The sequence below is a fragment of the Actinoplanes sp. NPDC051537 genome (assembly GCF_055586105.1).
Genome location: NZ_JBVJIU010000012.1, coordinates 285,161 through 309,402 on the forward strand (window position 1 = coordinate 285,161; position 24,242 = coordinate 309,402).

General features: G+C 72.1%; 22 protein-coding genes. 13 read left to right on the plus strand and 9 right to left on the minus strand.

Features of this window, described 5'->3' with window-relative positions; genetic code table 11:
- Nucleotides 1-4 precede the first annotated feature (4 nt).
- Together pstC and pstS are read right to left on the minus strand one after the other, a co-directional pair.
- Nucleotides 5-1,072 (minus strand): phosphate ABC transporter permease subunit PstC, encoded by a 1,068-nt coding sequence (gene pstC, locus ACZ6TB_RS29460; RefSeq protein WP_465559116.1) that lies wholly within the window; start codon nt 1,070-1,072, stop codon nt 5-7.
- A 52-nt stretch (nt 1,073-1,124) separates the two neighbouring features.
- The gene (gene pstS / locus ACZ6TB_RS29465; protein ID WP_465559119.1) at nt 1,125-2,225 is read right to left on the minus strand and encodes a phosphate ABC transporter substrate-binding protein PstS; all 1,101 of its coding nucleotides are present in this window, start codon (nt 2,223-2,225) and stop codon (nt 1,125-1,127) included.
- A gap of 289 nt (nt 2,226-2,514) precedes the next feature.
- On the opposite strand from pstS, the gene ACZ6TB_RS29470 reads away from it, so the two are divergent.
- From ACZ6TB_RS29470 to ACZ6TB_RS29485, 4 genes are read left to right on the plus strand one after another with little or no spacing between them, the layout of a single operon-like run.
- Nucleotides 2,515-4,221 carry an MFS transporter gene (locus ACZ6TB_RS29470; RefSeq protein WP_465559122.1) on the plus strand — a complete coding sequence of 569 codons (1,707 nt, stop codon included), beginning with the start codon at nt 2,515-2,517 and terminating at the stop codon, nt 4,219-4,221.
- Nucleotides 4,222-4,229: 8 nt separating this feature from the next.
- Nucleotides 4,230-4,673 (plus strand): universal stress protein, encoded by a 444-nt coding sequence (locus ACZ6TB_RS29475; protein ID WP_465559124.1) that lies wholly within the window; start codon nt 4,230-4,232, stop codon nt 4,671-4,673.
- A gap of 36 nt (nt 4,674-4,709) precedes the next feature.
- Nucleotides 4,710-5,138: a MarR family winged helix-turn-helix transcriptional regulator gene (locus ACZ6TB_RS29480; RefSeq protein WP_465559127.1), complete on the plus strand. Its 429-nt coding sequence runs from the start codon at nt 4,710-4,712 to the stop codon at nt 5,136-5,138.
- Nucleotides 5,139-5,149: 11 nt separating this feature from the next.
- Entirely contained in the window at nt 5,150-5,563 is a 414-nt protein-coding gene (locus ACZ6TB_RS29485) for a hypothetical protein (protein ID WP_465559130.1), read from the plus strand.
- Here ACZ6TB_RS29485 and mshD read toward each other — a convergent pair.
- Together mshD and ACZ6TB_RS29495 are read right to left on the minus strand one after the other, a co-directional pair.
- Nucleotides 5,544-6,419 carry a mycothiol synthase gene (gene mshD / locus ACZ6TB_RS29490; RefSeq protein WP_465559133.1) on the minus strand — a complete coding sequence of 292 codons (876 nt, stop codon included), beginning with the start codon at nt 6,417-6,419 and terminating at the stop codon, nt 5,544-5,546. The genes ACZ6TB_RS29485 and mshD overlap by 20 nt on opposite strands.
- Nucleotides 6,420-6,428: 9 nt before the next feature.
- Nucleotides 6,429-7,145 (minus strand): winged helix-turn-helix transcriptional regulator, encoded by a 717-nt coding sequence (locus ACZ6TB_RS29495; protein ID WP_465559136.1) that lies wholly within the window; start codon nt 7,143-7,145, stop codon nt 6,429-6,431.
- A gap of 280 nt (nt 7,146-7,425) precedes the next feature.
- On the opposite strand from ACZ6TB_RS29495, the gene ACZ6TB_RS29500 reads away from it, so the two are divergent.
- The 5 genes from ACZ6TB_RS29500 (at nt 7,426) to ACZ6TB_RS29520 (ending at nt 10,783) form a co-directional block, all read left to right on the plus strand.
- Nucleotides 7,426-8,427, plus strand: a complete 1,002-nt coding sequence (locus tag ACZ6TB_RS29500; protein WP_465559139.1) for a hypothetical protein — start codon at nt 7,426-7,428, stop codon at nt 8,425-8,427.
- A 64-nt stretch (nt 8,428-8,491) separates the two neighbouring features.
- Entirely contained in the window at nt 8,492-9,286 is a 795-nt protein-coding gene (locus ACZ6TB_RS29505; RefSeq protein ID WP_465559141.1) for an LmeA family phospholipid-binding protein, read from the plus strand.
- Nucleotides 9,287-9,356: 70 nt separating this feature from the next.
- Nucleotides 9,357-9,434 carry an Ms5788A family Cys-rich leader peptide gene (locus ACZ6TB_RS29510; RefSeq protein WP_322112171.1) on the plus strand — a complete coding sequence of 26 codons (78 nt, stop codon included), beginning with the start codon at nt 9,357-9,359 and terminating at the stop codon, nt 9,432-9,434.
- A 162-nt stretch (nt 9,435-9,596) separates the two neighbouring features.
- Nucleotides 9,597-10,445: a sulfurtransferase gene (locus ACZ6TB_RS29515; RefSeq protein ID WP_465559143.1), complete on the plus strand. Its 849-nt coding sequence runs from the start codon at nt 9,597-9,599 to the stop codon at nt 10,443-10,445.
- A gap of 5 nt (nt 10,446-10,450) precedes the next feature.
- Nucleotides 10,451-10,783, plus strand: a complete 333-nt coding sequence (locus tag ACZ6TB_RS29520) for a DUF1416 domain-containing protein (RefSeq protein ID WP_465559146.1) — start codon at nt 10,451-10,453, stop codon at nt 10,781-10,783.
- Nucleotides 10,784-10,838: 55 nt separating this feature from the next.
- Here ACZ6TB_RS29520 and ACZ6TB_RS29525 read toward each other — a convergent pair whose 3' ends face one another.
- A complete protein-coding gene (locus ACZ6TB_RS29525) occupies nt 10,839-12,269 on the minus strand; it encodes an AI-2E family transporter (protein ID WP_465559149.1) in 1,431 nt (476 codons plus the stop codon).
- Here ACZ6TB_RS29525 and ACZ6TB_RS29530 point away from each other — a divergent pair.
- Complete coding sequence (locus ACZ6TB_RS29530) at nt 12,268-12,564, plus strand: GroES family chaperonin (protein ID WP_211216660.1); 297 nt, start codon at nt 12,268-12,270, stop codon at nt 12,562-12,564. The genes ACZ6TB_RS29525 and ACZ6TB_RS29530 overlap by 2 nt on opposite strands.
- Here ACZ6TB_RS29530 and ACZ6TB_RS29535 read toward each other — a convergent pair.
- Both ACZ6TB_RS29535 and ACZ6TB_RS29540 read right to left on the minus strand, forming a co-directional pair.
- Nucleotides 12,555-13,961, minus strand: coding sequence for a PrsW family intramembrane metalloprotease (locus tag ACZ6TB_RS29535; RefSeq protein ID WP_465559152.1), 1,407 nt, complete (start codon nt 13,959-13,961; stop codon nt 12,555-12,557). The two genes, ACZ6TB_RS29530 and ACZ6TB_RS29535, sit on opposite strands and share 10 nt — an antisense overlap.
- Nucleotides 13,962-13,971: 10 nt before the next feature.
- Nucleotides 13,972-15,120, minus strand: coding sequence for an FUSC family protein (locus ACZ6TB_RS29540; protein WP_465559155.1), 1,149 nt, complete (start codon nt 15,118-15,120; stop codon nt 13,972-13,974).
- A 40-nt stretch (nt 15,121-15,160) separates the two neighbouring features.
- Here ACZ6TB_RS29540 and ACZ6TB_RS29545 point away from each other — a divergent pair, with 40 nt between their 5' ends.
- On the plus strand, nt 15,161-15,799 hold the full coding sequence (locus tag ACZ6TB_RS29545) for an HD domain-containing protein (RefSeq protein WP_465559158.1): 639 nt from the start codon (nt 15,161-15,163) through the stop codon (nt 15,797-15,799).
- On the opposite strand, the gene ACZ6TB_RS29550 is transcribed toward ACZ6TB_RS29545, so the two are convergent.
- Together ACZ6TB_RS29550 and ACZ6TB_RS29555 are read right to left on the minus strand one after the other, a co-directional pair.
- Complete coding sequence (locus tag ACZ6TB_RS29550; protein WP_465559159.1) at nt 15,773-16,033, minus strand: DUF4031 domain-containing protein; 261 nt, start codon at nt 16,031-16,033, stop codon at nt 15,773-15,775. The two genes, ACZ6TB_RS29545 and ACZ6TB_RS29550, sit on opposite strands and share 27 nt — an antisense overlap.
- Nucleotides 16,030-17,844, minus strand: a complete 1,815-nt coding sequence (locus ACZ6TB_RS29555; protein ID WP_465559162.1) for a glycerol-3-phosphate dehydrogenase/oxidase — start codon at nt 17,842-17,844, stop codon at nt 16,030-16,032. Before ACZ6TB_RS29555 ends, ACZ6TB_RS29550 begins: the two co-directional genes overlap by 4 nt.
- A 64-nt stretch (nt 17,845-17,908) precedes the next feature.
- Here ACZ6TB_RS29555 and ACZ6TB_RS29560 point away from each other — a divergent pair, with 64 nt between their 5' ends.
- Together ACZ6TB_RS29560 and ACZ6TB_RS29565 are read left to right on the plus strand one after the other, a co-directional pair.
- A complete protein-coding gene (locus ACZ6TB_RS29560) occupies nt 17,909-18,844 on the plus strand; it encodes a GNAT family N-acetyltransferase (protein WP_465559165.1) in 936 nt (311 codons plus the stop codon).
- Nucleotides 18,845-18,884: 40 nt separating this feature from the next.
- Complete coding sequence (locus tag ACZ6TB_RS29565) at nt 18,885-24,131, plus strand: Ig-like domain-containing protein (RefSeq protein WP_465559168.1); 5,247 nt, start codon at nt 18,885-18,887, stop codon at nt 24,129-24,131.
- Nucleotides 24,132-24,242 lie beyond the last annotated feature (111 nt).

Below are 24,242 nucleotides of genomic sequence, written 5' to 3' on the forward strand. Positions count from 1 at the left end.
ATGCTCATGCGGCACTGTCCCGGAACTCGCGGCGGCGGTAGATGATCGCCCGGGCCGCCATGTTGACCACCAGGGTGATGGCGAACAGCACCAGGCCGGAGGCGATCAGGGCGCCGCGGCCGGTGGCGTTGGCCTCGCCGAAGGTGTTGGCGATGTTCGCGGCGATCGAGTTGCCGCCGGTCTCGATCAGGTTGAACGAGATGCTGAAGACCGTGCCGAGGGTCAGCGCCAGGGCGATGGTCTCGCCGAGCGCGCGGCCGAGGCCGAGCATCACGGCGGCGATCACGCCGGGCTTGCCGTATGGCAGCACGGCCGTGCGGATCATCTCCCACTTGGTGGCGCCGAGGGCCAGGGCGGCCTCCTCGTTCATGGCCGGGGTCTGCTGGAAGACCTCGCGGGAGAGCGAGGTGACGATCGGCAGCACCATGATCGCCAGCACCAGGGAGCCGAGCATGATCGAGCGGCCGAACGGGCCGTCGCCGCCGAAGATCGGGATCCAGCCGAAGTACTTGTTGAGCCAGACCGAGAAGTCCTGCACCGGCTGGGCGAAGACGTCGCGGCCCCAGAGTCCGAAGACCACACTGGGCACGGCGGCGAGCAGGTCGATGACGAAGCCCAGCGGGTTGGCCAGCCGCTTGGGCGCGTAGTGCGAGAGGAACAGCGCGATGCCCAGGGCGATGGGCACGGCGACGAGCAGGGCGATCACCGAGCTCAGCACCGTCCCGAAGGCCAGCGCCGCGATGCCGAACTTGGGCTGGGCGTCGTTCGGGAACCACTGCTTGTAGCTCAGGAAGTTCACCGTGTTGGCCTGCAGCGCCGGGACGGCCTTGGAGATCAGGAAGATCGCGATGGCCACGATGATCACGAGGACCATCGCGCCGGCGCCGACGGAGAGGCCACGGAAGCCGGACTCCATCGAGAGCCGGCTCTTCTTGGGCAGGGCGCCACCGCCGCCGATCGGGGGTTCTTCGTAACTACTCGGCGAAACGCCGGTACCGGCGGACCGGGCGTGACGTCCTGTCACACCCGGGCCGCCGGTGGCGTCCGTCGAGCGGGAGGGGTAGTCACCCATCTGCTCGCTCGCTGTCGTCTCGGAGGGATTTGTTCCGCTGGGCGGAGCAGCGTCAGCTGATGGCGGCGACGGAGGTCGCGACCTTCGACTGAACCGAAGCGGGGAGCGGCGCGTAGCCCAGGTCGCTGAGCGCCGACTGGCCGGCCGTGCTCGACGTGAAGTTCAGGAAGGCCTTGATGTCGGCGGCCTTCGCGGAACCCTTCTCGCACGCGATCTCGTAGGTGACCAGCACGATCGGGTACGCGCCCGGGGTCGTGGTGGCGTAGTCGATCGACATCTTGAGGTCGTTGCCGGTGCCGGTGACCTTGGCGCCCTCGATGGTCTTGCCGGCGCTCTCGCCGGTCAGCTCGGTGAACTCACCCGCGCCGTTCTTGACCTTCGCCATCTTCAGGTCGCTGTTCTCGGCGAACGAGAGCTCGACGTACGCGATGGTGCCCGGGGTGCTCTTGACCAGGCTGGCCACGCCGTCCGACTTGGCCGCGCCGGTGCCGCCCGGAGCCTTCCACGCCTTCGCGTTGCCGAAGGTCCAGTCGGCCTCGGCGGACTTGCTCAGGTACTTGGTGAAGTTGTCGGTGGTGCCCGACTCGTCCGAGCGGTGCACGGCCTGGATCGCGGTCGCCGGGAGCTTCGCGCTGGAGTTCAGCGCGGCGATCGCCGGGTCGTTCCACTTGGTGATCTTGCCAGCGAAGATCTTGGCAAGGGTCGAGGCGTCGAGCTGGAGACCGTCCACGCCGTCCACGTTGTAGACGACGGCGATCGGGCCGATGACCATCGGGATGTTGAGCGCGGTGCCGCTGCCGCACTTGGCGTCGGCCTGCTTCTGCTCGTCGTCCTTCAGGGCCGAGTCGGAACCGGCGAAGTCGGCCGTGCCGGAGATGAAGGCCTGGATGCCGGCGCCGGAGCCGGTGCCCTGGTAGTCAATCTTGGCGGTGGAGCACTGAGCGTTGTACTTCTTGATCCACTCGTCCATGGCGTTCTTCTGGGCCGTCGAGCCCTGCGCCGTAAGGCTGCCGGTGCCACAGCTGCCAGCCGCGGCGGAGCTGCCGCCGGCCGGAGTGTCGGAGGTGTTGTCCGACCCGCAAGCGGCGAGCGCAAGCGTCGCAGTCGCAGTCAAAGCAATACCGGCGAGGTAACCGGACCGCTGGAGCTTCACGATTTTCCCTTCGGGGGGTGAGGTGCACAGGCCGATCTCTCATCGGCACACCCGAAAAGTAAAAGGGCCAGGTAGCCGGTTACCCGGCCACAAATGAACGCGCGGTGAACACGTATGCCACCCAAGTTTGCTTTCTCCTGAGCCCGAGTTGTCCGTTCCGTGAACCGGGTTAAAGAAGTCCGACATGTCGCGAATGCGAGGCGGGTGTTTACCGCCCCGAGATCCTGGCTTGTCCGTCCCGTGACGCATGAGACTCGCCGTCGAGACCAGATAGCTGCATAATGCAGTTATGAGCGCACGAGCCGAACCCACCTCGAACCCGTTCCGTCAGCCGCGCGCCGTCTGGGCCGTCGCCTTCGCCTGTGTCATCTCGTTCATGGGCATCGGCCTGGTCGACCCGATCCTTCCCGCGCTCGCGAAAGATCTGCACGCCACGCCCAGCCAGGTGTCCCTGCTGTTCACCAGCTACCTGGTGGTCACCGCGATCGCGATGCTGGTGGTCGGCTGGGTCTCGAGCCGGATCGGCGCCAAGCGCACGCTGATCGCCGGCCTCGCCCTGATCGTGGTCTTCGCGGCGCTGGCCGGCACGTCGGGCACGGTCGGCGGCATCGTCGGCTTCCGGGCCGGGTGGGGCCTGGGCAACGCCCTGTTCATCGCGACCAGCCTCGCCGTCATCGTCGCCTCGGCGAGCGGCGGCTTCGCGGGGGCGATCATCCTGTACGAGACGGCGCTCGGTCTCGGCATCGCGGTCGGCCCGCTGCTCGGCGGCGAGCTCGGCAGCATCAGCTGGCGCGGCCCGTTCTACGGGGTGGCCGTCCTGATGGCGATCGCGCTGGTGGCGACCGTCTTCTTCGTGCCGTCGCTGCCCAAGCCGGCGCAGAAGACGCCGCTCTCCGCCCCGCTCAAGGCGCTGCGCCACCGCGGCCTGCTGACCATGGGCATCATGGCCCTGCTCTACAACTGGGGCTTCTTCACCATGCTCGGCTACGCGCCGTACCCGATGGAGCTCGGCGCCGAGCAGCTCGGCCTGGTCTTCACCGGCTGGGGGCTGCTGGTGGCGGCGTTCAGCGTCTGGTTCGCGCCGCGGCTGCAGGCCCGCTTCGGCACGGTCAAGGTCCTCTACGTCAACATGCTCGCGCTCGGCATCGTCATGGCGGTGATCGGCTTCGGCGTGAACACCCCGGCCACGGTCATCGTCGCGGTGATCGTCAGCGGCGCCTTCATCGGCATCAACAACACCCTGACCACGCAGGCGGTCATGCTGGTCACCCCCGTCGAGCGGTCGGTGGCCTCGTCCGCGTACGGCTTCGTCCGCTTCATCGGCGGCGGGCTCGCCCCGTTCGTGGCCGGGAAGATCGCCGAAGCCACCGATCTGAGCGTGCCGTTCTATGTCGGCGGTGTCGCCTTCGTCCTCGCGATCTTCGTGCTGGCCAGCGGTCGCCGGCTCGTCGACGCCGCCGAGACCCAGCTGTCCGCCCCCGCCTCGCACCTCGAATCGCTCGGCGAACCGGTCCCGGCCGATTCCCGCCCCGTCGTCGTGGCGGTCGGCGCCTCGGCCGGCGCGCGCGAGATCGTCGACGCGGCCGCGGTCATCGCCCGGGACGCCGGCGCGACCCTCGAGGTCGTACGGGTCCGGGAGACCGTGGTGATCGAGGAGCTGGCCATCGACCCCGAGGACGAGCAGGAGGCCCGGCGCGGGCTGACCGCCCTGCTCGAGCATCTCGCCGCGCACGGCGTCGCCGCCACCGGCCAGCTGCTGCACAGCGTCGGCGACCACGCCGCGGCCGGCCGGGTGCTGGCCCGGCACGCCGACGAGGTGGCCGCCCGGGCCGTCGCGGTCGGCCGCTCGCCGCGCGGACCGGCGTCCCAGTTCGCCGAGGGCAGCTTCACCTCGGCCCTGACCCACGCCACCTCGCGCACGGTCGTCCTGGTCGCGCCCGACCAGTCCCCGCACCAACTGAACGCCGACGTGCTCGCCACCCTGCGCGGGGCTTAGGGTTCGCCATGGGCTCCTTCGAGCTGGGCACCGACGGTCCCGGCGCGATCGTGGTCGGGGTCGACGGATCCCCCACCTCGATGCGGGCGGCGGCGTACGCGGCCGGCCTGGCCCGGCGCCAGCGCACGAGGCTGTACGCCGTTCACGCCCGCTCCGCCCCCAGCACGCTCATCACCCTGGCCGACCACAGCGGCATGGCGATGAACGCGGTGCTGGAGGCGCAGGAGGACCTCGAGACGCATCTGCGCCGGGAGATCGGCGGCTGGGGCGCCGAGATCGAGCTGATCGTGCGGCAGGGCGACCCGCTCACCGTCCTCGCCGAGGTGGCGAAGGAGACCCGCGCCGACGCGGTCGTGGTCGGCTCGTCGGCCAGCGTCGGCCACCGCATCGCCGGCTCGCTGGCCATCCGCCTGGTCCGCTGCGGCCGCTGGCCGGTCACCGTGGTCCCGTAGTTGCCATGTTTACCATATCCATGTTTACTATCGGGTGTGGAGACGGTCGGGGCGTTGTTGTGGCGGGTCACCAACCGGTGGCGGGCCGCCGTCGATCGGGCGCTGGCGCCGGTCGGGCTCACCCACGCGCAATATTCGCTGCTCGCCACGCTCTACGGGATGGGGCACGAGGGCCTCACCCCGAGCCAGCGCGAGCTGGGTGAGCGGGCGGGCTTCGAGCCGATGTACGTCTCCAAGGTGGCGCGCGGGCTCGAGCAGGCCGGCCTGCTCGACCGGGCCCGTCACCCGAACGATCCGCGGGCCTTCGGGCTCGCTCTCACCGAGCGCGGCGTCGAGGTCGTCACCCGGGCCATCCCGATCGTCCGGGACCTGCAGGCCGAGCTGACCGCGCCGATCGGCGGCCCCGCGAGCGAGCGCTCCCGCGAGCTGGCCGAAGTCCTTCGCACACTGCTGAGGTTGACGTAAGGAGAGGGCTCATGCCTGCCTTGACCGGACAGACCATCGCCGAAGCGCAGGGCGCCGTGCGCGCGCTGCTCGACCGCACGCTCGTGGACAGCGGGCTGGACAGCAACGAGTTCGTGGCCCTGCGCGTGGCCGACGCGCGCCGGGCCGGCGGCGACCTGGCGGGATTCCTCGCCGGGCAGCCGCAGCTGGGTCTCGACCCGGCCCAGGCGGCCGCCCTGCTGGACGGCCTGCGGATGCGCGGGCTGCTCTGCGACGACGCGATCACGCCGAGGGGCGCCGAAGCGCTCGGGCAGGCGCAGCGAAAGGTGGCGGCGGTGACCGCGGAGCTCTACGGGCCGATGGACGCGGACGACCTGGCCACCGCGCAGCGAGTGCTCACCGACGTGATCGCCCGGGCCGGGGAGCTCAGCCCCGCCGGTAGTTGACGTCCGTCTTGTAGATCTCGAAGCCGAGCCGGCGATAGAGGGCCACCGCCGCCGTGTTCGACTCGTCGACGTAGAGCATGGCCTGGGTGAGGCCGGAGTCCGCGAGGTGGCGGAGGCCGGCCACGCTCAGCTGCCGGCCGAGCCCGCGCCGGTGGCCGCCCGGGTCGACGCCGAGCACGTAGATCTCGCCGAGCGCCGGATCGTCGCCCGCGGCCGGGTGGACCTTGGTCCAGTGGAAGCCGAGCAGCGTGTCCTCGATGTCGACCGCGAGCAGGAAGCCGGCCGGGTCGAACCACGGCTCGGCCTCGCGCAGGCGCAGGTCGTCGAGGGTCCAGCGGCCCTGCTCGGGGTGGTGGGCGAAGGCCCGGGCGTTGACGCCGAGCCAGGCCTGCTCGTCGTGGCCGGGCCGGAAGTGCCGCAGGGTCACGCCCTCGGGCAGCACCGACTCCTCGTCGAAGCCGACCAGCGAGCGGCGCATCTGCCACAGCACCCGTACCCGGGCAAACCCGCTTTTTTCGGCGAAAAGCCGGGCGGCGGACGCGTCGCCGTGCGCCCAGAATGCCAGCGGGCCACCCCCGGCCGCCGCGAGCAGGGCCGAGCCGAAGCCGTGCCGCCGATGCGCCGGGTGAACGACCAGCTCGCCCGACTCGCCCGACTCCTCGGCAAAGGCGTAGCCCGCGACCAGGCCGTCATCGGTGGTGGCGAGCAGGTGGGTGCCGCCCCCGTTGCGGACGCGCAGAACGACGTCCTCGGAGAGCGGATAGACCCCGTCGGCTTGCTCCGCCGCGGTGGCCAACGCGAGAACGTCGGCCACCTCGGCGGCGCTCAACCGGTCAAGCGACCGGACTTTGCTCATGAGGAGAACTTAGACCGGCAGCGCGACCGGCTCGTTGTCGTGCAGCTGGCGACCGCTCGGCGGGACCACGAACTTGTAGCCGACCTGGCGCACCGTGCCGATCATCGACTCGTACTCGGAGCCGAGCTTGGCCCGCAGGCGCCGCACGTGCACGTCGACCGTGCGGGTGCCGCCGAAGTAGTCGTAGCCCCAGACCTCGCGCAGCAGCTGGTCGCGGGTGAACACCCGGCCCGGGTGCTGCGCCAGGAACTTGAGCAGCTCGAACTCCTTGTAGGTGAGGTCGAGCGGGCGGCCCTTGAGCTTGGCCGCGTACGTGTCGGGGTCGATGTTGAGCTCGCCGGCCCGGATCGACCCGCCGGCGCCGGCGGTCGCGTTGTTGAGCCGGCCGACGCCCAGGCGCAGCCGGGCCTCGACCTCGGCCGGGCCGGCGCTGGCCAGGATCACGTCGTCGACGCCCCAGTCGGCGTTGAGCGCGATCAGGCCGGCCTCGGTGACCACCGCGACGAGCGGGACCCCGATGCCGGTGGCGTGCAGCATGCGACAGGTGGCGCGAGCCTCGGAGAGCTCGGAGCGCGCGTCGACCAGGACGGCGTCGGGGCTCGGCCCGGACACCAGGGTGCGGACGTCGCGCGGGGCGGTGCGTACCGAGTGGGGAAGCAGGTCCAGCGCGGGGAGTACGGCCGATGGCTCGCCGGCCCGTGCCGTCACCAACAGAAGGATTTCCACACTCACCTCCGTCCTTGGCGGCGCGGAGCCGCTCGGGTGACCCGGTTGGCGGCGTTTTGCACACCGCTCCCGGAGGATGGTTTCCCCGGCGTCACCGACGGGAGGGCTGGCGTTACCTTAACCGATGCATCGCCTCTCACGGCCGGTTCGCGTGACCAAGTGACGCATCAAACGCCCGTAAGGTGGCCAAACGGCCTACTCGTAACAGGCCTTTTACATAGGGCGCTCGCACCGGGCCGGGAATTGGGCCGTGGTCGCGGACTCTGGCACCATCGCAGGCGTGTTCCCCTCCATGCCGCAGGAAGATGCCTGGGATGCCGACGCGTCGCGCGAGATCGCGCGCTCGGGTCCCGGCCGCCCGCCGGCCGGTTACGGCGCCGTGCCCGACGAGGATCCGGCGAGCCGCTCCGAGGAGCCGGAGGAGGACGAGGAGGAGTTCGAGGAGATCGAGGTCGCTCCGGTCCGGCGGCAGCTGTCGCTGGCCATCGGCGGCTTCTCCGGTCTGCTGGCGCTCGCCCTCGCGCTGGGCGCGCAGACGTCCGCACCGGACCACCGCCTGCCCTACACGATCATTCTCTTCGGCATCCAGCTGCTCTACCTGCTCGCCTGGATCATGGCGCTGCACCCGCCGGCCGCGGGCGCGACCGCGGGGGTGTGCGTGGTGGTCGCGCTGGCCGCCGACTACTTCGCCACCACGCGTACGACCCCGGGCCTGTTCCCGCTGTTCCTGGTGGCCCTGGCCGGCTTCGTCGCGGCGCTGGCCGGCCAGCTCGTCCGGGCGGTGGACCGCAAGCGGGTGACGGACTCGTATCGGACCACCCTGGTGATCGTGCTCGGCGTCGTGGCGTACGCGATCCCGATCGTCCTCAGCCGTCAGGAGATCGGCACCCAGACCATCGTGGTCAGCGCCGCCGGCGCGGGTGTCGCCCTGCTCGTCGCCCGGGTGACCGACGCGATCTTCCCGAAGCCGCGGATCGCGCTCCAGGTGCCGCGCGGCGCGACCGGCGTGGTGCTGGGCGCCATGCTCGGCACCCTCGCCTCGGCCGCGCTGGGCAGCGTGCTGGTGCTGCCGTTCACCCCGGCCAAGGGCGCCGTCGTCGGCCTGGTCGCCGCCGTGGTGGCCAGCGTCGTCGACCTCGCGGTGAACTTCGGCGACGCGGGCCGGCGGCTGGCCGGCGACGCGCCGACCTTCTGGGTGGCCCGGCACATGCAGGGCCCGCTCGGCGCGTTCGCGCTGACCGCGCCGTTCGCCTACGCGCTCACACACTGGTACCTCTCGTAGCGGTTTCGGCCCGGGCTGGAACCGGGCATGTACGGTCCACCACAGTCGATGGTCGGGAGGACCGGTGGGCGACGTTTACGGCGAGCGGGTCCGTCCGCGGCGGCGGTGGGGCCGCCGTCTTCTGATCACGTTCATCGTGCTGGTGCTTCTGCTGCTGGCGGCCGCGGCGGTGGCCGACCGGGTCGCCGCCTCCTACGCCGAGCGGACGATCAGCGACCGGGTGGCCGAGCAGGTCTCGAACCAGAAGGCGACCAGCGAGAAGCCGGACGTCACGATCGAGGGCTTCCCGTTCCTGACCCAGGTCGCGCGGGGCGAGTACCACGAGATCAAGATCGGGCTGGCCAGCTTCGCGGGCCCGGCCGGCGACGGCCGGACGATCAAGATGAAGTCGCTGGACATCACGGCCAACGACGTACGCGCGCCGCTCGAGACCCTGCGCTCGGGCAACGGCGACATCGTGGCCGGCACGGTGACCGGCGCCGGCCTCGTCGACTACCCGCAACTGGTCGAGCTCGTCGGCCAGCCCGGCGTGAAACTGGCCGAGAAGGACGGCAAGCTGACCGGCTCGGCGCCGGTCCAGGTGCTCGGCCAGACCGTCAACGTGAGCGGCACCGCCGAGCTGACGGTGAAGGCCGACAACATCGTCCAGGTTCATTTCACCGACGTAACGGCGGCGGGTCTGCCCGACAACGCGGTCGTGCGGGGGCTGATCAACTCGTACGTGCAGAAGCTCGCCTTCGATCTGACCGTGCCCGCCCTGCCGCTGAATCTCAAGGTCAAGAGCGTCAAGCCGCAGCCCGACGGCCTGTTGGTGACCGCCGGGGCGACCAACGTGGCGCTCAACTCGACCGGTCTGTGACGCCGGACTCGTTCCCGGATCGTGGTCGAGGCTGTTCCGGGGTCTGGAACCGCTGGTAGGGTCGTTTTCCATGAGCCCGTTGCTCACCAAGAGGCGTGCGGTCGACCTGTGCCGCATGGCCGCCTGCCTGTGTCGCCCTGTCATCTGACGGGGCCACTCGCGCTGAGCACCTTTCGCTCGCCTTCGTAAGAGCCCGGCAGTGGCGCCGTCGCACAAGCACGAGATCTGTCATCAGGGTCCCGCGCGGGGTGCGACAAAACCCTCGTGCGCTGACTCTCCCCCATCTCTCACCCATCAAGGGAGTAGACCGATGAGTCGCGACACCGCACTCGTCTCGGCGGACTGGGCCGAGAAGAACCTCGAAACTCCGGGCATCGTCTTCGTCGAGGTCGACGAGGACACCACCGCCTACGACGGCGGGCACATCCCGGGCGCCGTGAAGATCGACTGGAAGAAGGACCTGCAGGACCCGGTCCGCCGCGACTTCGTGAACCAGGAGCAGTTCTCCGCGCTCCTCAGCGAGCGCGGCATCAGCAACAACGACAAGGTCGTGCTCTACGGCGGCAACAACAACTGGTTCGCGGCGTACGCGTACTGGTACTTCAAGCTGTACGGCCACGGCGACGTCGTGCTGCTCGACGGCGGCCGCAAGAAGTGGGAGCTCGACGCCCGGCCGTACTCCAAGGACGTGCCGAGCCGTGCGAAGACCTCCTACCAGGCCTCCGCGCCCGACCTGACCATCCGCGCGTTCCGCGACGAGGTCGTCCAGGCCATCGGCGTGAAGAACCTGGTCGACGTGCGCAGCCCCGACGAGTTCGCGGGCCGCCTGCTCGCGCCCGCCCACCTGCCGCAGGAGCAGTCGCAGCGGGCCGGCCACATCCCGACGGCGATCAGCGTGCCGTGGAGCAAGGCCGCGAACGAGGACGGCACCTTCAAGTCCGACGACGAGCTCGCCAAGATCTACGGCGACGCCGGCCTCGACGGCAGCAAGGACACCATCGCGTACTGCCGGATCGGCGAGCGCTCCTCGCACACGTGGTTCGTGCTCAAGGAACTCCTCGGCCAGCAGAACGTGAAGAACTACGACGGCTCCTGGACCGAGTACGGCTCGCTCATCGGCGTGCCGATCGCCCTCGGCGACGAGCCCGGAAAGGCGTGATCACGATGACTTCGCCTTCCAACACCGCGGCCGGCTGCGCCGCCCCCGACCAGTCGGCGCCCCTCCCCGCGAGCGTCGACCTGGAGAAGGAAACCGTCATCACCGGCATCGTGAGCACCGCCGACGGCGAGGCGGTCGGCGGCGCGTACGTGCGTCTGCTCGACTCCTCCGGCGAGTTCACCGCCGAGGTCGTGACCTCGCCCGAGGGCGTGTTCCGGTTCTTCGCGGCCCCCGGGTCGTGGACGCTCCGGGCACTCAGCCGGCTCGGCAACGGTGAGCTGGCGGTCGACGTGACCCGCGGCGTCAACGAGGTCTCCCTCAACGTCGCGGCGGCCTGACCACAGCCCGCGCTCTGTTAGGAAAGGGCGGGACCCGATCGGGTCCCGCCCTTTCTCACGCCTCCGGTAAGGCGCTCCCGACGACGACCGCGCTGGCCGGCACCTCGGGCCGGCGCCGGGACAGCCGGCGGATGCCGGTGTTGAGCACCGCGATCAGCGGCACGGCGACCAGCGCGCCGATGATGCCGGCCAGCGTCGCGCCGCAGGCGATGCCGATGATCACGACGAGCGGGTGCACGGCCACCGCCCGGCCCATGATCAGCGGCTGGAGGACGTGGCCCTCGACCTGCTGCACCAGGATCACCGCGCCGAGCACGATCAGCGCGATCACCCAGCCCTGGTCGACCAGCGCCACCAGCACCGCGACCGCGCCCGACACGCTGGCGCCGACGATCGGGATGAACGCGCCCAGGAAGACCAGCGCGGCCAGCGGGAACGGGAACGGGATGTTGAGGATCACCAGGGCGGTGCCGATGCCGACCGCGTCGATGAACGCCACCAGCACGGTCGCCCGCACGTAGGCGGTCAGCGTCGCCCAGGACGCGTCCCCGGCGTCGGCCAGCGACCAGCGGGCGTTGATCGGGAACAGCCGGACGATGAACCGCCAGATCTTGCGGCCGTCGCGCAGGAAGAAGAACGTCGAGAACAGCACCAGGAGCATGCCGGTGATCAGCTCGAACAGCGTCGCCGCGGTGGCGATGCCGGTCGAGGTCAGCTGCGAGGTGTGCGTGTTGACCCAGTCCTGCGCGTTGTTGATCGCCTGGTTCACCTGAGCGTCGGAGAGATGCAGTGGACCGGTGCGGGCCCAGTCCTGGATCTGGCGTACGCCGTCGCTGGTCTTCTGGGTCAGTTCCGGAACGCCGTCGATGAACTGGGAGATGACCAGGGTCAGCGTGCCGGCGACCGCCGCGAGGCCGCAGATCAGCACCAGGAACGTCGCCAGCGAGCGGGGCACGTGCAGCTTGAGCAGCCAGCTCACGGCCGGGGTGAGCAGCGCCGAGAGCAGCATGGCGATCGCCAGCGGGACCACCACGATGCTGACGATGCCGATGAAGTGCAGCAGCGCCCAGCCGACGACGCCGACCACGATCAGCCGCCAGCTCCAGGCCGCGGCGATGCGCAGCGAATGCGGCACCTCGGCGTCGTCGAGGCTGTTCGTCGAGCCGTGCACCGGCTCGGGATCGGCCGGCGGCGGGACGAACTCGTCGTCCGGCTCGGGCTCCTCGACCGTCTCGTCCGCGCGCTGGCGCACCGACTCGCGACCCGAGTCGTAGGCGCGGCGCAGGTTGTCACGGACACGCTGCAAGCGGCTCAACCGGCCAACCCTCCTTGCCTCGCGGCACCGCGGCACGGCGCGCGGTACCACCGTAGTAGTCCGGCGCCTCCCGGCCCTCAGCCACCACCGGGAAACCGGCCTGCCCGGGGGCGTACCGTCTGCAAGCGTGAGTGCCGACACCCGCACCGAGGCCGGGCTACCGATCCGCATGCTCCACGACCGCGTTCTCGTCCGGCAGGACGGGGGTGAGGGCGAGCGGCGTTCCTCGGCCGGCATCGTCATCCCGGCGACGGCGTCGGTGGGCCGGCGACTGTCCTGGGCGACGGCCGTGGGCGTCGGGCCGAACGTGCGATCGATCGTCGTCGGCGACCGTGTGCTCTTCGACCCCGACGACCGCTCCGAGGTCGAGCTGCACGGCCGCGAGTACGTGCTGCTGCGCGAGCGCGACGTGCACGCCGTGGCGGCCAGCCGGGTCGAATCGGACGGTACCGGCCTCTACCTCTGAGGACCCGGATAGGGCGCGTACGGCGGGGGGCCGTAACCCGGGTAGCCGTACGGCGGCGGCGGGTAGGCGGGCGCCAGGCGCACCGGCACCGGGACGACCGGGTCGGCCGGCGGCGGGACCACGTGCGTCGAGCCGTCCGGGAACTGGAGCTGGTAGGACTCGCCGTTCCAGAACGCGCGTGGCGTCGTCGGGTCCTTGGCCGTGAACGCCGTCCGGTACCGCTGCACGTCCAGCAGCAGGCGGTACTCCTCGGCCGAGTCGCGGTAGCGGTCGCGCAGCGCCGGGTTCAGCCCCCGCTGCATGCCGTCGCGCAGCAGCGCCAGCTGGGTCGCGGCGAACTGGAAGTCGCGCATCGCCTGCTGTCCCGCGGTGCCGGCCACCCGCCGGGCCCACTGCCGGGCCGAATGCCGGCGGCCGAGGCTGCCCAGCGACGCCACCTCGGGCGGCGAGAACCAGCCGGAACGGACGTAGAGCGGCAGCATCCGCTCGGTGAGCCGGCCCTCCCAGGCGCGCAGGGCGATGGCGAACCCGACCACCCCGAAGAACAGCGGAACCATGAAGCCCAGGTACCCGTACAGCATGATCAGCGGTTGCGAGAGGCTGGCCGCGAGCGTCGGGATCAGGTTGAACGTGCCGTGCAGGATCATCGCGCTCAGCAGGCCGGCGATCGGCGCCAGCCACCGGACCCGGCGGTCGCCGGAGCGCGCCGAGACGCCCAGGCCGATGCCGGTCATCGAGGTGAACAGCGGGTGCGCGAAGCCGGTGAACAGGATGCGCACGATGAAGATCAGGAAGAGGTTCTGCAGGCCGGTGGCCGGCCCGTACTCCTCGACGCCGGTCGCGTAGCCGTGCTTGCCGAGGTAGAGCACGTTCTCCACCATGGCGAAGCCGAGCGCGGACATGCCGCAGTAGACGATGCCGTCGGTGATGCCGGACCACTCGCTGCGGCGCCGCCAGGAGAGCAGGATCGGGCCGAGCGCCTTCATCGACTCCTCGATGAAGGGCGCCACCAGCACCGCGACCAGGGCGTCGGGCAGGCCCCACTTCTCGAACCAGATCGACGCCTCGGTGTTGACGAAGAGCGCGGCGGCGGTGGCGATCGCGGCGCCCCAGAAGAAGCAGAAGGCCAGGTAGCGGATCGGCTCGGGCTCGTAGCGGTCGAGCCAGAGGAAGCTCGCGACCAGCAGCGGCACCGGGAGGACCGCGGCGGCCAGGCCGACCAGCAGGCCGGTGATGCCGATGTCGACGCCGAGGAACAGCAGCATGCCGACCGCGCCGGCGACCAGGAACGAGACCACGCCGGCCATCGGCAGCCAGCGGCGCCAGCCGATCGCGCGGGCCTTGACCGCCGGATGCGGGTAGGCGTCGGGCAGCCCGCCCGGCGAAACGTCGACCATGACAGCCAGCCTAGCCACCGATGCTGGGGCCGTGGCCCGGGGCGGGCGGCCGGCGGCCCGGCCGGCGCGTGGCCCGGGGGCGGTTGTGCCACCCCGCGGCCTTCCGGACCAGGCGGGGCGCCTCGGCGAACTCGACGCCGCTCGCCCGCAACAGGTCGGTGGCGATCGAGCGGACCTGGGCGACCACGACGCCGCCGGAGAAGCCGACCCCCTCGTCGTACGCCTTGGCCGCCTCGGCGACCGCGCTGAGCACCCGCTGCCGGGCCGCGATCGGCTCGGCCGCCCGCGCCCACTCCTGCCGCAGCAGGTCGACCGCGTCGCCGAGCAGATCGACCCCGGTCGCCAGCACGCCGGGAATCTTCTCCTGGTCGCCGAGCGCGGTGCTCACCCGCCGGATCAGCACCCGGACGTTCCGCAGCGCGTAGGTGACCTGATCGGCGCCGTCCACGTACTGGGCGAGGGCGCCGCGGGCGCGCCACCGGGCCGGCGCGAAGGCGACGTTCTCCCGGGCCGCCTTGACCGCTTCCGAGAACGCGGCGAACGACGTCTCGGAGGCGCGCAGCCGGCCCAGCGCCTCGTCGACCGCGTCCCGGTCGCCGTCCCGCATGCCGCCGGCCACGTCGCGCAGCCCGCCGGTGAGCCCGCGCAGCGCCGGGTCGGCCGCCCGCTGCACGACCGTCAGCGGGTTGAGCGGCAGCAGCACGGTCATCACGGCCAGCCCGATGCCGCCGCCGACCAGCGCGTCGAAGAACCTGGTCCAGGGCAGGCCGGTGGCCGAGGTGAGGGTGGCGACCAGCACCGCCGAGGAGGCGGACTGCACGACCAGCGGGGTGCGGCCGCCGACCGCGGTGGCGATCAGGATCGCGAGCACCACCACGAGCCCGATCTGCCACGGGCCGCTGCCGATCAGCAGGATCAGGGCGTCGCCCACGCCGATGCCGATCGCCACGCCCAGCACCAGCTCGGCCGTGCGCCGGGCGCGCTGCCCGACCGAGGACGCCAGGGTGATCACGGCGGCGATCGGGGCGAAGAACGGCTGGGGGCGGCCGATCAGGTCGTGCGCCACCCACCAGGCCAGCCCCGCGGCCACGCCGGCCTGGAGGGCGAGCGCGAGGCCGCCGCGGACCCGGTGCAGACCGGCGGCGATAACGGACCTCATGGTCACTGACCCTACTGAGGGTCGTGCCAGGATTGCGGGCGTGACTTCTCTCGTGGACGGTTTCGGCGCGGCGGCCCGGCAGGCGGGCGCCACCGCCGACGACGGCGATCTGAACGCGGCCGGCGAGTACCTGCTCGCCCGCTGGTCCGAGCCGCAGCGGCACTATCACACCGCGGCGCACCTCTCGGCCGTACTCGAGGTGATCGATCGCCATGCCGAACTCGCTCCGCATCCGGAACGGGTTCGGCTGGCCGCGTGGATGCACGACGCCGTCTACGACCCGCGGGCACTCGGCGACGCGAACGAGCGGGACAGCGCCGAGTTCGCGGCCGGCCTGCTGGCGACCCTCGGCGTGCCGGACGACGTGGCGGCCGAGGTGGCGCGGCTGGTCGGGCTGACCGCCGGGCACGCCACCGAGGACGACGACCCCGACGGCGAGCTGCTCTGCGACGCCGACCTGGCCATCCTGGCCAGCGACGAGGAGACCTACGACGCCTACACCGCGGCGATCCGGCGGGAGTACGCGCATGTGCCCGACGCCGCCTTCAAGGACGGCCGGGCGCAGGTCCTCAAGGCGCTGCTCGAGCTGCCGTCGATCTACCGCCTCGCGCCGCTGCGCGCGGCCTGGGAGGAGAAGGCGCGCGCCAACCTGTCACGCGAGATGCTTGGGCCGGCGTAACCCGGAGGACCGCAGGCGGGACGCCAGATCGCGGGAGGGCAGGAGCGTCGCGCCGAGCCACAGCGCCGAGCGGAACCGCTGCTCCGGGATGTCGTAGTGGTCCCGATCGAAGGCCCGGCGCGGCGCGCCCAGCATCTCGGCGAAGACGTGCAGCTCGGCGTAGGACAGGTCGCTGACGAGGTGGGACCAGAGGCGGCCCCGGGCCGGCCAGAGCGGCTCGTCGACGAGGATCAAAGATCGCCAATCACCGGGAGTTCGGCGAGGAGGTCGATCCCCCGGTCGGCGGCGAAGCCCCGGACGTCCGGCACCCCGATCCGGGCCGCGTCGGCGGTCAGGTCGTCGGGCATGGTCTGCGACTGCCGCTCGGCGGCCACCCGCGCCAGGTAGTGCTCGACCTCGCGGGCGCGCACCTCCTTGTCCCAGCCCAGGGCGTCGCCCATCACCGCGGCCGCGTGCTCGGCGGTCTCGGTGCCGCGGTGCGTCGTCTCGATCGAGATGCGGGTGCGGCGGGTGAGAACGTCGTCCAGGTGCAGGGCGCCCTCGGCGAGCGCGGCGTAGGCGACCTCGGCGGCCAGATATTCCGGCGCGCCGGTGAGCGGGGTGGCCAGCGACGGGTCGGCTTCCACCATCGCCAGCAGGTGTACGGCCAGGGTCCCGTACCTCTCGAGAAGGTGCTCGATCACCCCGCCGGTGACGCCGTGCCGCCGTGCCGTGTCCTGCCGGTCGCGCCACGCGGAGGCGAAGCCGTCCGCGCCGAGAAGCGGCAGCTCGGCGGTGCGCGACGGGCGCGCCGGACCGCCCAGCCGGCGCACCGCGCGATTGATCACGTCGGCCGCCATCACCCGGTACGTCGTGTACTTCCCGCCCGCCACCAGCAGCAGCCCGAGCATCGGCTCGATCACCGCGTGCTCGCGGGAGAGCTTGGAGGTCGACTCGGCCTCGCCGGAGAGCAACGGGCGCAGGCCGGCGTAGACGCCCTCGATGTCGTCGGTGGTCAGCGGCCGGTCGAGCACGGTGTTGACCTGGTCGAGCAGGTAGCGGATGTCGCGCGCGGAGGCCGCCGGATGCGAGCGGTCGAGCTTCCAGTCGGTGTCGGTGGTGCCGATGATCCAATGACCGCCCCACGGGATCACGAACAGCACCGAGGTCGGCGTGCGCAGGATCAGCCCGGCCTCGCCGGTGATCGCCGAGCGCGGCACGACCAGGTGCACGCCCTTGGAGGCCCGCACCCGCATGCCGGGGCGAACCCCGACGTCGCTGAGCATCCGCGACATGTCGTCGCTCCACACGCCGGTGGCGGCCACCACCGTGCGCGCCCGCACCTCGAACTCGGGCGCGTCCGGCGACTCCAGGTCGCGCACCCGGACGCCGACCACCTCGCGCGCCTGGCGCACGAAGCCGACCACGCGGGCGCTGGTCACCACGGCCGCGCCCAGGCTCGCCGCGGTGCGGGCCAGGGTCACCACCAGCCGGGCGTCGTCGACCTGGCCGTCGTAGTAGCGGATCGCACCGGCCACCGCGTCGGCCCGCAGGCTCGGGAAGAGGTGGCGGGCGCCGGCGCGGGTCAGATGGCGGTGCAGCGGCATGCCCCGGCCGGTGCCGAACATGCCGGCGAAGACGTCGTACGCCGCCACGCCGAGCCCGTAGTAGGCCCGGTGCCAGACGCGGGCCGGCGGTTTTCCGGCCGGCAGCGGCACCAGGATCGGCACCGGGCGGACCAGGTGCGGCGCCAGCCTGGTGGACAGCAGCCCCCGCTCGGTGAGCGCCTCGTGCACCAGGTGCAGCTCGAGCTGCTCGAGATAGCGCAGCCCGCCGTGGATCAGCTTGCTCGACCGGCTGGACGTGCCGGCGGCCAGGTCACGGGCCTCGACCAGGGCGACCTTGAGGCCGCGGGAGGCGGCGTCGAGGGCCGCGCCGGCGCCGGTGACCCCACCGCCGATGACCAGGACGTCGAACTGCTCGTCGCGCAGTCGCCGGAGATCGGACACCCGGCGGATCGGGGACAGACGGCCGGCCGTGAAGCGGGAGACGGAGGGATCGCGCACCCGTCCCACGTTAGCGCCCGCGCGCGTCACCCAGGCGGGGGAAATCTCACGTACGTTCGGCGTTGTGGATCGTGAGTGCCGGATTACCGAGCTGACCGCCGACGACGAGCCCGCGGTGATCGCGTTGTGCCGAGCCGCCCTCGACCTTCCCGAGGACGCGGCCGAGGCGGACGAGATCGTGCGCCGGCTGCGCGACCGCACCGGCGCCGAGGGCTGGTCGCCGGTGCCGCGCACGTTGACCGGCTTCCTGGCCGTCGCGCCCGGCGACCGGGTGATCGGGGTGGTGCTCGGCTCGCTCTCGCACCGGGACGCCTCGATCGGGCACGTCGACCTCGTCGCCGTCGACCCGGCCGAGCGCCGTCGCGGCGTCGGGCGGGCCCTGCTGGCCCGGGTCGAGGCCGCGCTGGCCGGCCTGGGCGCCGGCGAGGTGGTGCTGGCCGGCAACGCGCCGTACTACGCCTGGCCCGGCATCGACCCGCGCTACACCCCGGCGATCTGCGCGGCGACCGCGCTCGGTTTCGCCGAGGACCAGCCGGCCTGGAACATGACCGTGGACCTTCGCTCCGGTTTCGACACGAAGGCGGCGGTCAAGCGCCTCGCCGGGGAGGGCGTCACCGTCCGCCGCGCCGAGCCGTCCGACACCGCGACGCTGGTGGCGTTCGCGCTGGCCAACTGGACCGCGGGCTGGGCCGGCGAGATCAGCCACTCGATCGGCCGGGAACGGGCCGGCTGCCACATCGCCGTCGAGGCCGACGGCACGCTGCTCGGCTTCGCCGCGTACGGCTCGTCCCGCCCCAGCTGGTTCGGCCCGATGGGCACCACCGCCGCCGCCCAGGGCCGCGGGATCGGCTCGGTGCTGCTCCGCCGCTGCCTGGCCGACCAGCACGCCGAGGGCCACGAGACCGCGCAGATCGGCTGGGTCGGCCCGGTGCCGTTCTACTCGCTCGCCGTCGGCGCCCGGATCGAGCGGGTGTTCGTCCTGTATCGCAAGCGGCTCTGATCCGGCTGTGCCGGCCGCGGCTCTGATCTAGCGTCTAGGTGTGCTCCGGCGGCCGACGGCGGCCCTGCTGGTCGTCCTCGCCGTGCTGGCGGCGACGGCCCTGCCGGTCGATCCGGCCCGCGCCGCGGCGATCACGACGGCGTTCGCCACCCGGTTCGACGTCAACGCGAACGGCTCGATCCTGCTGCGCGGCAACAGCAACCTCACCTGTCCCGCCGCGGTGCTGACCTGCGCGGCGGCCCGCAACGGCGGCGGTAGCGCGCCGAACAACAACAGCTACCTCATGGAGTCCACCAACGCCGACGGCGACCCTACGACGTTCAACGACAGCGACGCGACGATCACGATGCCCGTGGGCAGCACGGTCCTGTTCGCCGGCCTCTACTGGGGCGCCGACTCGTCGCTGGCCCCCACTGCCTCCCTGCGGAACAAGATCCTTTTCCGTACGCCCGCGGGCGCCACCTGGAAACCGATCACCGCCAGCAGCCTGTACGCCAGCGGCGGCAACTATCAGGGGTTCGCCGACGTCACCGGGCTGATGGCCGGGAACGGGGTCTACGGGGTCGCCAACATCCAGGCCACCCTCGGCAGCGGCATGTACGCGGGGTGGGCGCTCGCCATCGCGTACCGGAACCCGGCCGAGGACATGCGCAGCCTGCGGATCTTCGACGGCTTCGGGAAGGTCGACACCGGCAGCGCGACCATCCCGGTGACCGGATTCGAGACCCCGCACACGGGCGTGGTGCATGCCAAGATCGGGGCGATCGCGTACGAGGGAGACAGCGGGACGCCCGGGGACAGCCTCCTGGTCAACGGGCAGCCGCTGGTGGATGGCCAGAACGACGCCGACAACTTCTTCAACAGCACGGCCAGCGAGGGTGGCGCGCCGGTGGGCGGACGCAATCCGCCGTACCCCAACATGCTCGGCTTCGACGTCGACCAGGTGGACGCGAACGGGATCTTCGGGCACGGCGTCACCTCGGCCAACCTCACCGTGACCACGGCCGGGGACCAGTACTTCCCCGGCGTCATCACCTTCACCATCGACCTGTACGCGCCGAAGATCACCACGACCGTGACCGGCGCCGACGTGGACGGGGGCGATCTGCTGCCCGGCGACGTGCTCGAGTACCGGGTCGCCGTCCGCAACGACGGCAGCGACACCGCCGACGCCGTGACCCTGGCCGACGCGATCCCGCCGTACACGACCTACATGCCGGGCTCGCTCACCGTGCTGGGGTCGCCGGTCTCGGACGCGACCGGGGACGACGCCGGCTCGTACGCCGCCGGGGCCGCGGGCTGGACCGTGGGCAGCATCCCGTACCTGGGGACGACGTGGGTGACGTTCCGGGTGCGGGTCGACGTCGGCGCGCCGCCCGGCTACGCGATCACCAACCTGGTCAACGTCAGCTACAGCGGGCACACCACCAGCGTCGCCGTGGCCGCGCTCGGCGGCTCGGTGGCCACCCCGGTGCTGCGGCCGCACGCCGACCTCAAGGCCGCGCTGACGGTGAGCCCGGCCTTCGTGCAGCGGGCCGCCACCCCCGCGCCGGTCGCCTACACCGCGACCGTCACCAACCTCTCCGGCGACCTCGAGCCCGCCGCCGCGGCCACGCTCACGCTGCCGGCCGGCGTCGCCCCCGGCACGCTGCCGGCCGGGTGCACGGCGGCCGGAGCGGTGGTGACCTGCGCGCTCGGGCCGTTGGTGGCCGGCAGCTCGGCCTCGGCCGTCATCCCGGCGGTGGTCGACGCGACGGCGGCCGCGTCGGCGACGGCCACGGTTCGCGCCTCCGGCACCGGCGCGGACGCCGATGCGACCAACGACGCGGCGACCGCGGCGCTCGTGGTCAACTCGCCGCCGCTGCCGGTCGCCGACGCCGCCGCGACCACCGACGGCGTGCCGGTCGCGATTCCGGTGCTCGCGAACGACAGCTCCCGGTTCGCGCTCACCGTCTCGATCGCCTCAGGTCCGGGGCACGGCGCGGCGGTGGTCGAGGCCGACCAGACCGTCACCTACACGCCGGCGCCGGGCTGGGCGGGGGCGGACACGTTCACGTACCGGGTGGACGACGCGCACGGCGGCACGGCAACCGCCATCGTCACGGTGACCACGGCGAACGCGCCGCCGGTGGCCAACGACGACATGGTCAACACGCCGCCGCACACGCCGGTCACGCTGGCCGTCCTCGGCAACGACACCGACCCGAACGGCGACCCGCTCACGGTGGTGGCGGTGACCCAGCCGGCGTCCGGCTCGGTTACCTTCGGGGCCGGCTCGGTCACGTTCACGCCGACGGTCGCCTTCGCCGGGCGGGCCGCCTTCACGTACACCGTCCGGGACCCGGGCGGCGCCACGACGGTCGGCAACGTCTTCGTGGACGTGGCCAACGCGGCCCCGACGGCGGCGGACGACATGCTGTCCGTGCCGTATCTGGGCGGCGCGAGCGTGGTCGTGCCCGTCCTCGCCAACGACACCGACCCCAACCTCGACCACCTCACCGTCGCCGCGGTGGGTGCGGCCGACCACGGCACGGCCGCGATCGATCCGGGTGGGGTCCGGTACACCGGGCCGGCCGGCTTCTCCGGGGACGCGACTTTCGCGTACACGATCAGCGATGGGAACGGCGGCTCGGCGACCGGGACTGTAACGGTGACCGTGGGGAACGCGCCGCCGGTCGCCGCGCCGTTCACGCGGAGCGTCGCCTACCGCGCGGCGGCGACGTTCGACGTGCTCGCGGCGGCCACCGACCCCAACGGGGACACGCTGCGGGTCTCGGGGGGCACCGACCCGGCGCACGGCGTCGTCACCCGGGACCCGGCCGGCACGATCACGTACCAGCCGGACCTGGGCTTCTCGGGGGTCGACGCCTTCGCGTACACGGTCGACGACGGGAACGGCGGATCGGCCACCGCGACCGTCACCGTCACGGTGGCCAACGGGGTGGCGGTGGCGCGGGCCGACTCGGCGACCGGGATCGGGGGCGTGCCGACGACGATCAACGTGCTCGCGAACGACGACGACGATCCGAACGGGCAGCCGCTGACGGTCACGGTCTCGGCGGGGCCGGGGCACGGGACGGTCGCGGTGGGGGCGGACAGACGGATCACGTACACGCCGGCGGCGGGCTTCCTCGGCGTGGACACCTTCCACTACCAGGTGGACGACCTGGCCGGCGGCGTGGCGGGCGCGACCGTGACGGTCACCGTGGTGAACACGGCGCCGGTGGCCCGCCCGGACGCGGCGGTGACCGACACCGACACCCCGGTGGTGATCCCGGTGCTGGCCAACGACGGCGACCTCAACGGCGATGTGATCACGGCGGCCGCGGTGGGCGGCGGCGGGCACGGGACGGTGGTGGACAACTTCGACGGCACGATGACGTACGCGCCGGAGGCCGGCTTCTACGGCAGCGACTCCTTCCTCTATTCGATCGCCGACCCCGCCGGGCTGACCGATTCGGCCATCGTCACGGTGACCGTGCGTGACGCGCCGCCGGTCGCGGTCGACGACAGTTTCACCGTGCGGCCGGGGGTGGTCGCCACCTTCGGGGTGCTCGGCAACGACCACGACCCGAACACCGGGCAGCGCGTCACGGTGGCGTCGGTCGGGCCGGCCGGCCACGGGACGGCGGCGCTCGCTGCCGACGGGACGGTCACCTACCGGGCGTCGGTGGGCAGCGTCGGGGCGGACGGCTTCGACTACGTGGTCACCGACGACCTCGGGCGCACCGACGTCGGCCACGTCACGATCACCATCAACGGCCCGCCGGTCGCGGTCGGCGATGTGGCGCCGACCGCCGCGGACACTGCCGTCGACGTGCCGGTGCTGGCCAACGACGGGGACCCGGAGTCGGATCCGCTCACGGTCACCTCGGCGTCGTCACCCGGGCACGGGACGACCGTGGTCAACGCGAACGGGACGGTGACCTATACGCCGGACGCGGGCTTCTTCGGTACGGACTCGTTCTCGTACGCCGTGTCCGACCCGATCGGCAATACGGCCTCGGCGACCGTGTCCGTGCCCGTGGCGGACGCTGTTCCGGTGGCTCGGGCCGACTTCGCGGCCGTGCTCGCCGACCGGCCCGTGCTCGTGGACGTGCTCGCCAACGACGTCGACGCCAATCCTGGCCAGACGCTGACCGTCGCGGCGGTCGGCGCCCCGGCGCACGGTGGCGCCGTCGCCGTCGCACCCGAACAAGTCCGATATTTGCCTATATACAGGTGGACGGGGACCGACTCGTTCACATACACGATCGACGACGGGGCAGGGGGAACGGCCAGCGCGACCGTCACCGTGGTCGTCTCGAACGGCACGCCGGTGGCGGCGCCGGACCAGGTCACGACGGCGTTCGAGCGCCCGGTCGACGTCGACGTGCTCGCCAACGACCTCGATCCCGCGGGCACGCTCGTGATCGGCTCGGTCGGCCGGCCCGACCGCGGCACGGCCGCCGTCGCCGGGCGGTCGGTGCGCTACGCCCCGCCGGACGGCTTCAACGGGGTGGCGACCTTCCTCTACGCCGCCACCGACGACGCCGGCCATCGGACCAGCGCCCAGGTCACGGTCGTGGTCGGGACGCCGCCGACGGTGCCGGACCGCGCCGTGACCGGAAAGCCGGGCGCAGCGGTCGGGATCGCGCTCCCCAGCACCGCGCGCGACGGCCGTTCGGTCACCGTGCGATCGATCGGGCAGCCCCAGCACGGCACCGCGGTCCTGAACCCCGACGGCACGGTGACCTACACGCCGGATCCGGGCTTCACCGGCGTCGACACGTTCACGTACGAGGTCGTGGACGCCGACGGCAACGTGGCGCAGGCCTCGGTGACCGTCACCATCACCCTGCCGCCACCGACCTCGCCGCCCGCCGTCAACCGGCCCCCGGTGGCGACCGACGACCGGGTCACGGTGCTGGCCGGAGACACCGTCACGCTGCGCCCCGCCCTCAACGACCACGACCCGGACCGCGACCCGCTCACCGTGACGCGCCTGGACCACCCCGCCCACGGCACCGCGCGCGCCGCCCCCGACGGAACCGTGATCTACACCGCCGCCGCCGAGGGCACGGACGCCTTCGGCTACACCGTCGCCGACGGCCGGGGCGGCACCGCCGAGGCGACCGTGACCATCCGCATCACCGCGGCCGCCAGCCTGCCGATCACCGGTCGCGACACCCTCGCCGTCCTGAAGGCCGGCGTCCTCGCGCTCACCGTCGGCGGCCTGCTCTGCTGGCTGCCACTCCCGCCGGCCAAGAAATCGCGCCCCGAGGCCCACCCGCGCGCGTATCGGTAAGCAGAGCGACCGCCACCCGCACGCAGGTAAGCAGAGCGACGGCCACGCGCGTATGGGTAAGCAGAGCGACAGGCCACACGCACGCATAGGTAAGCAGAGCAAAGCCCACGC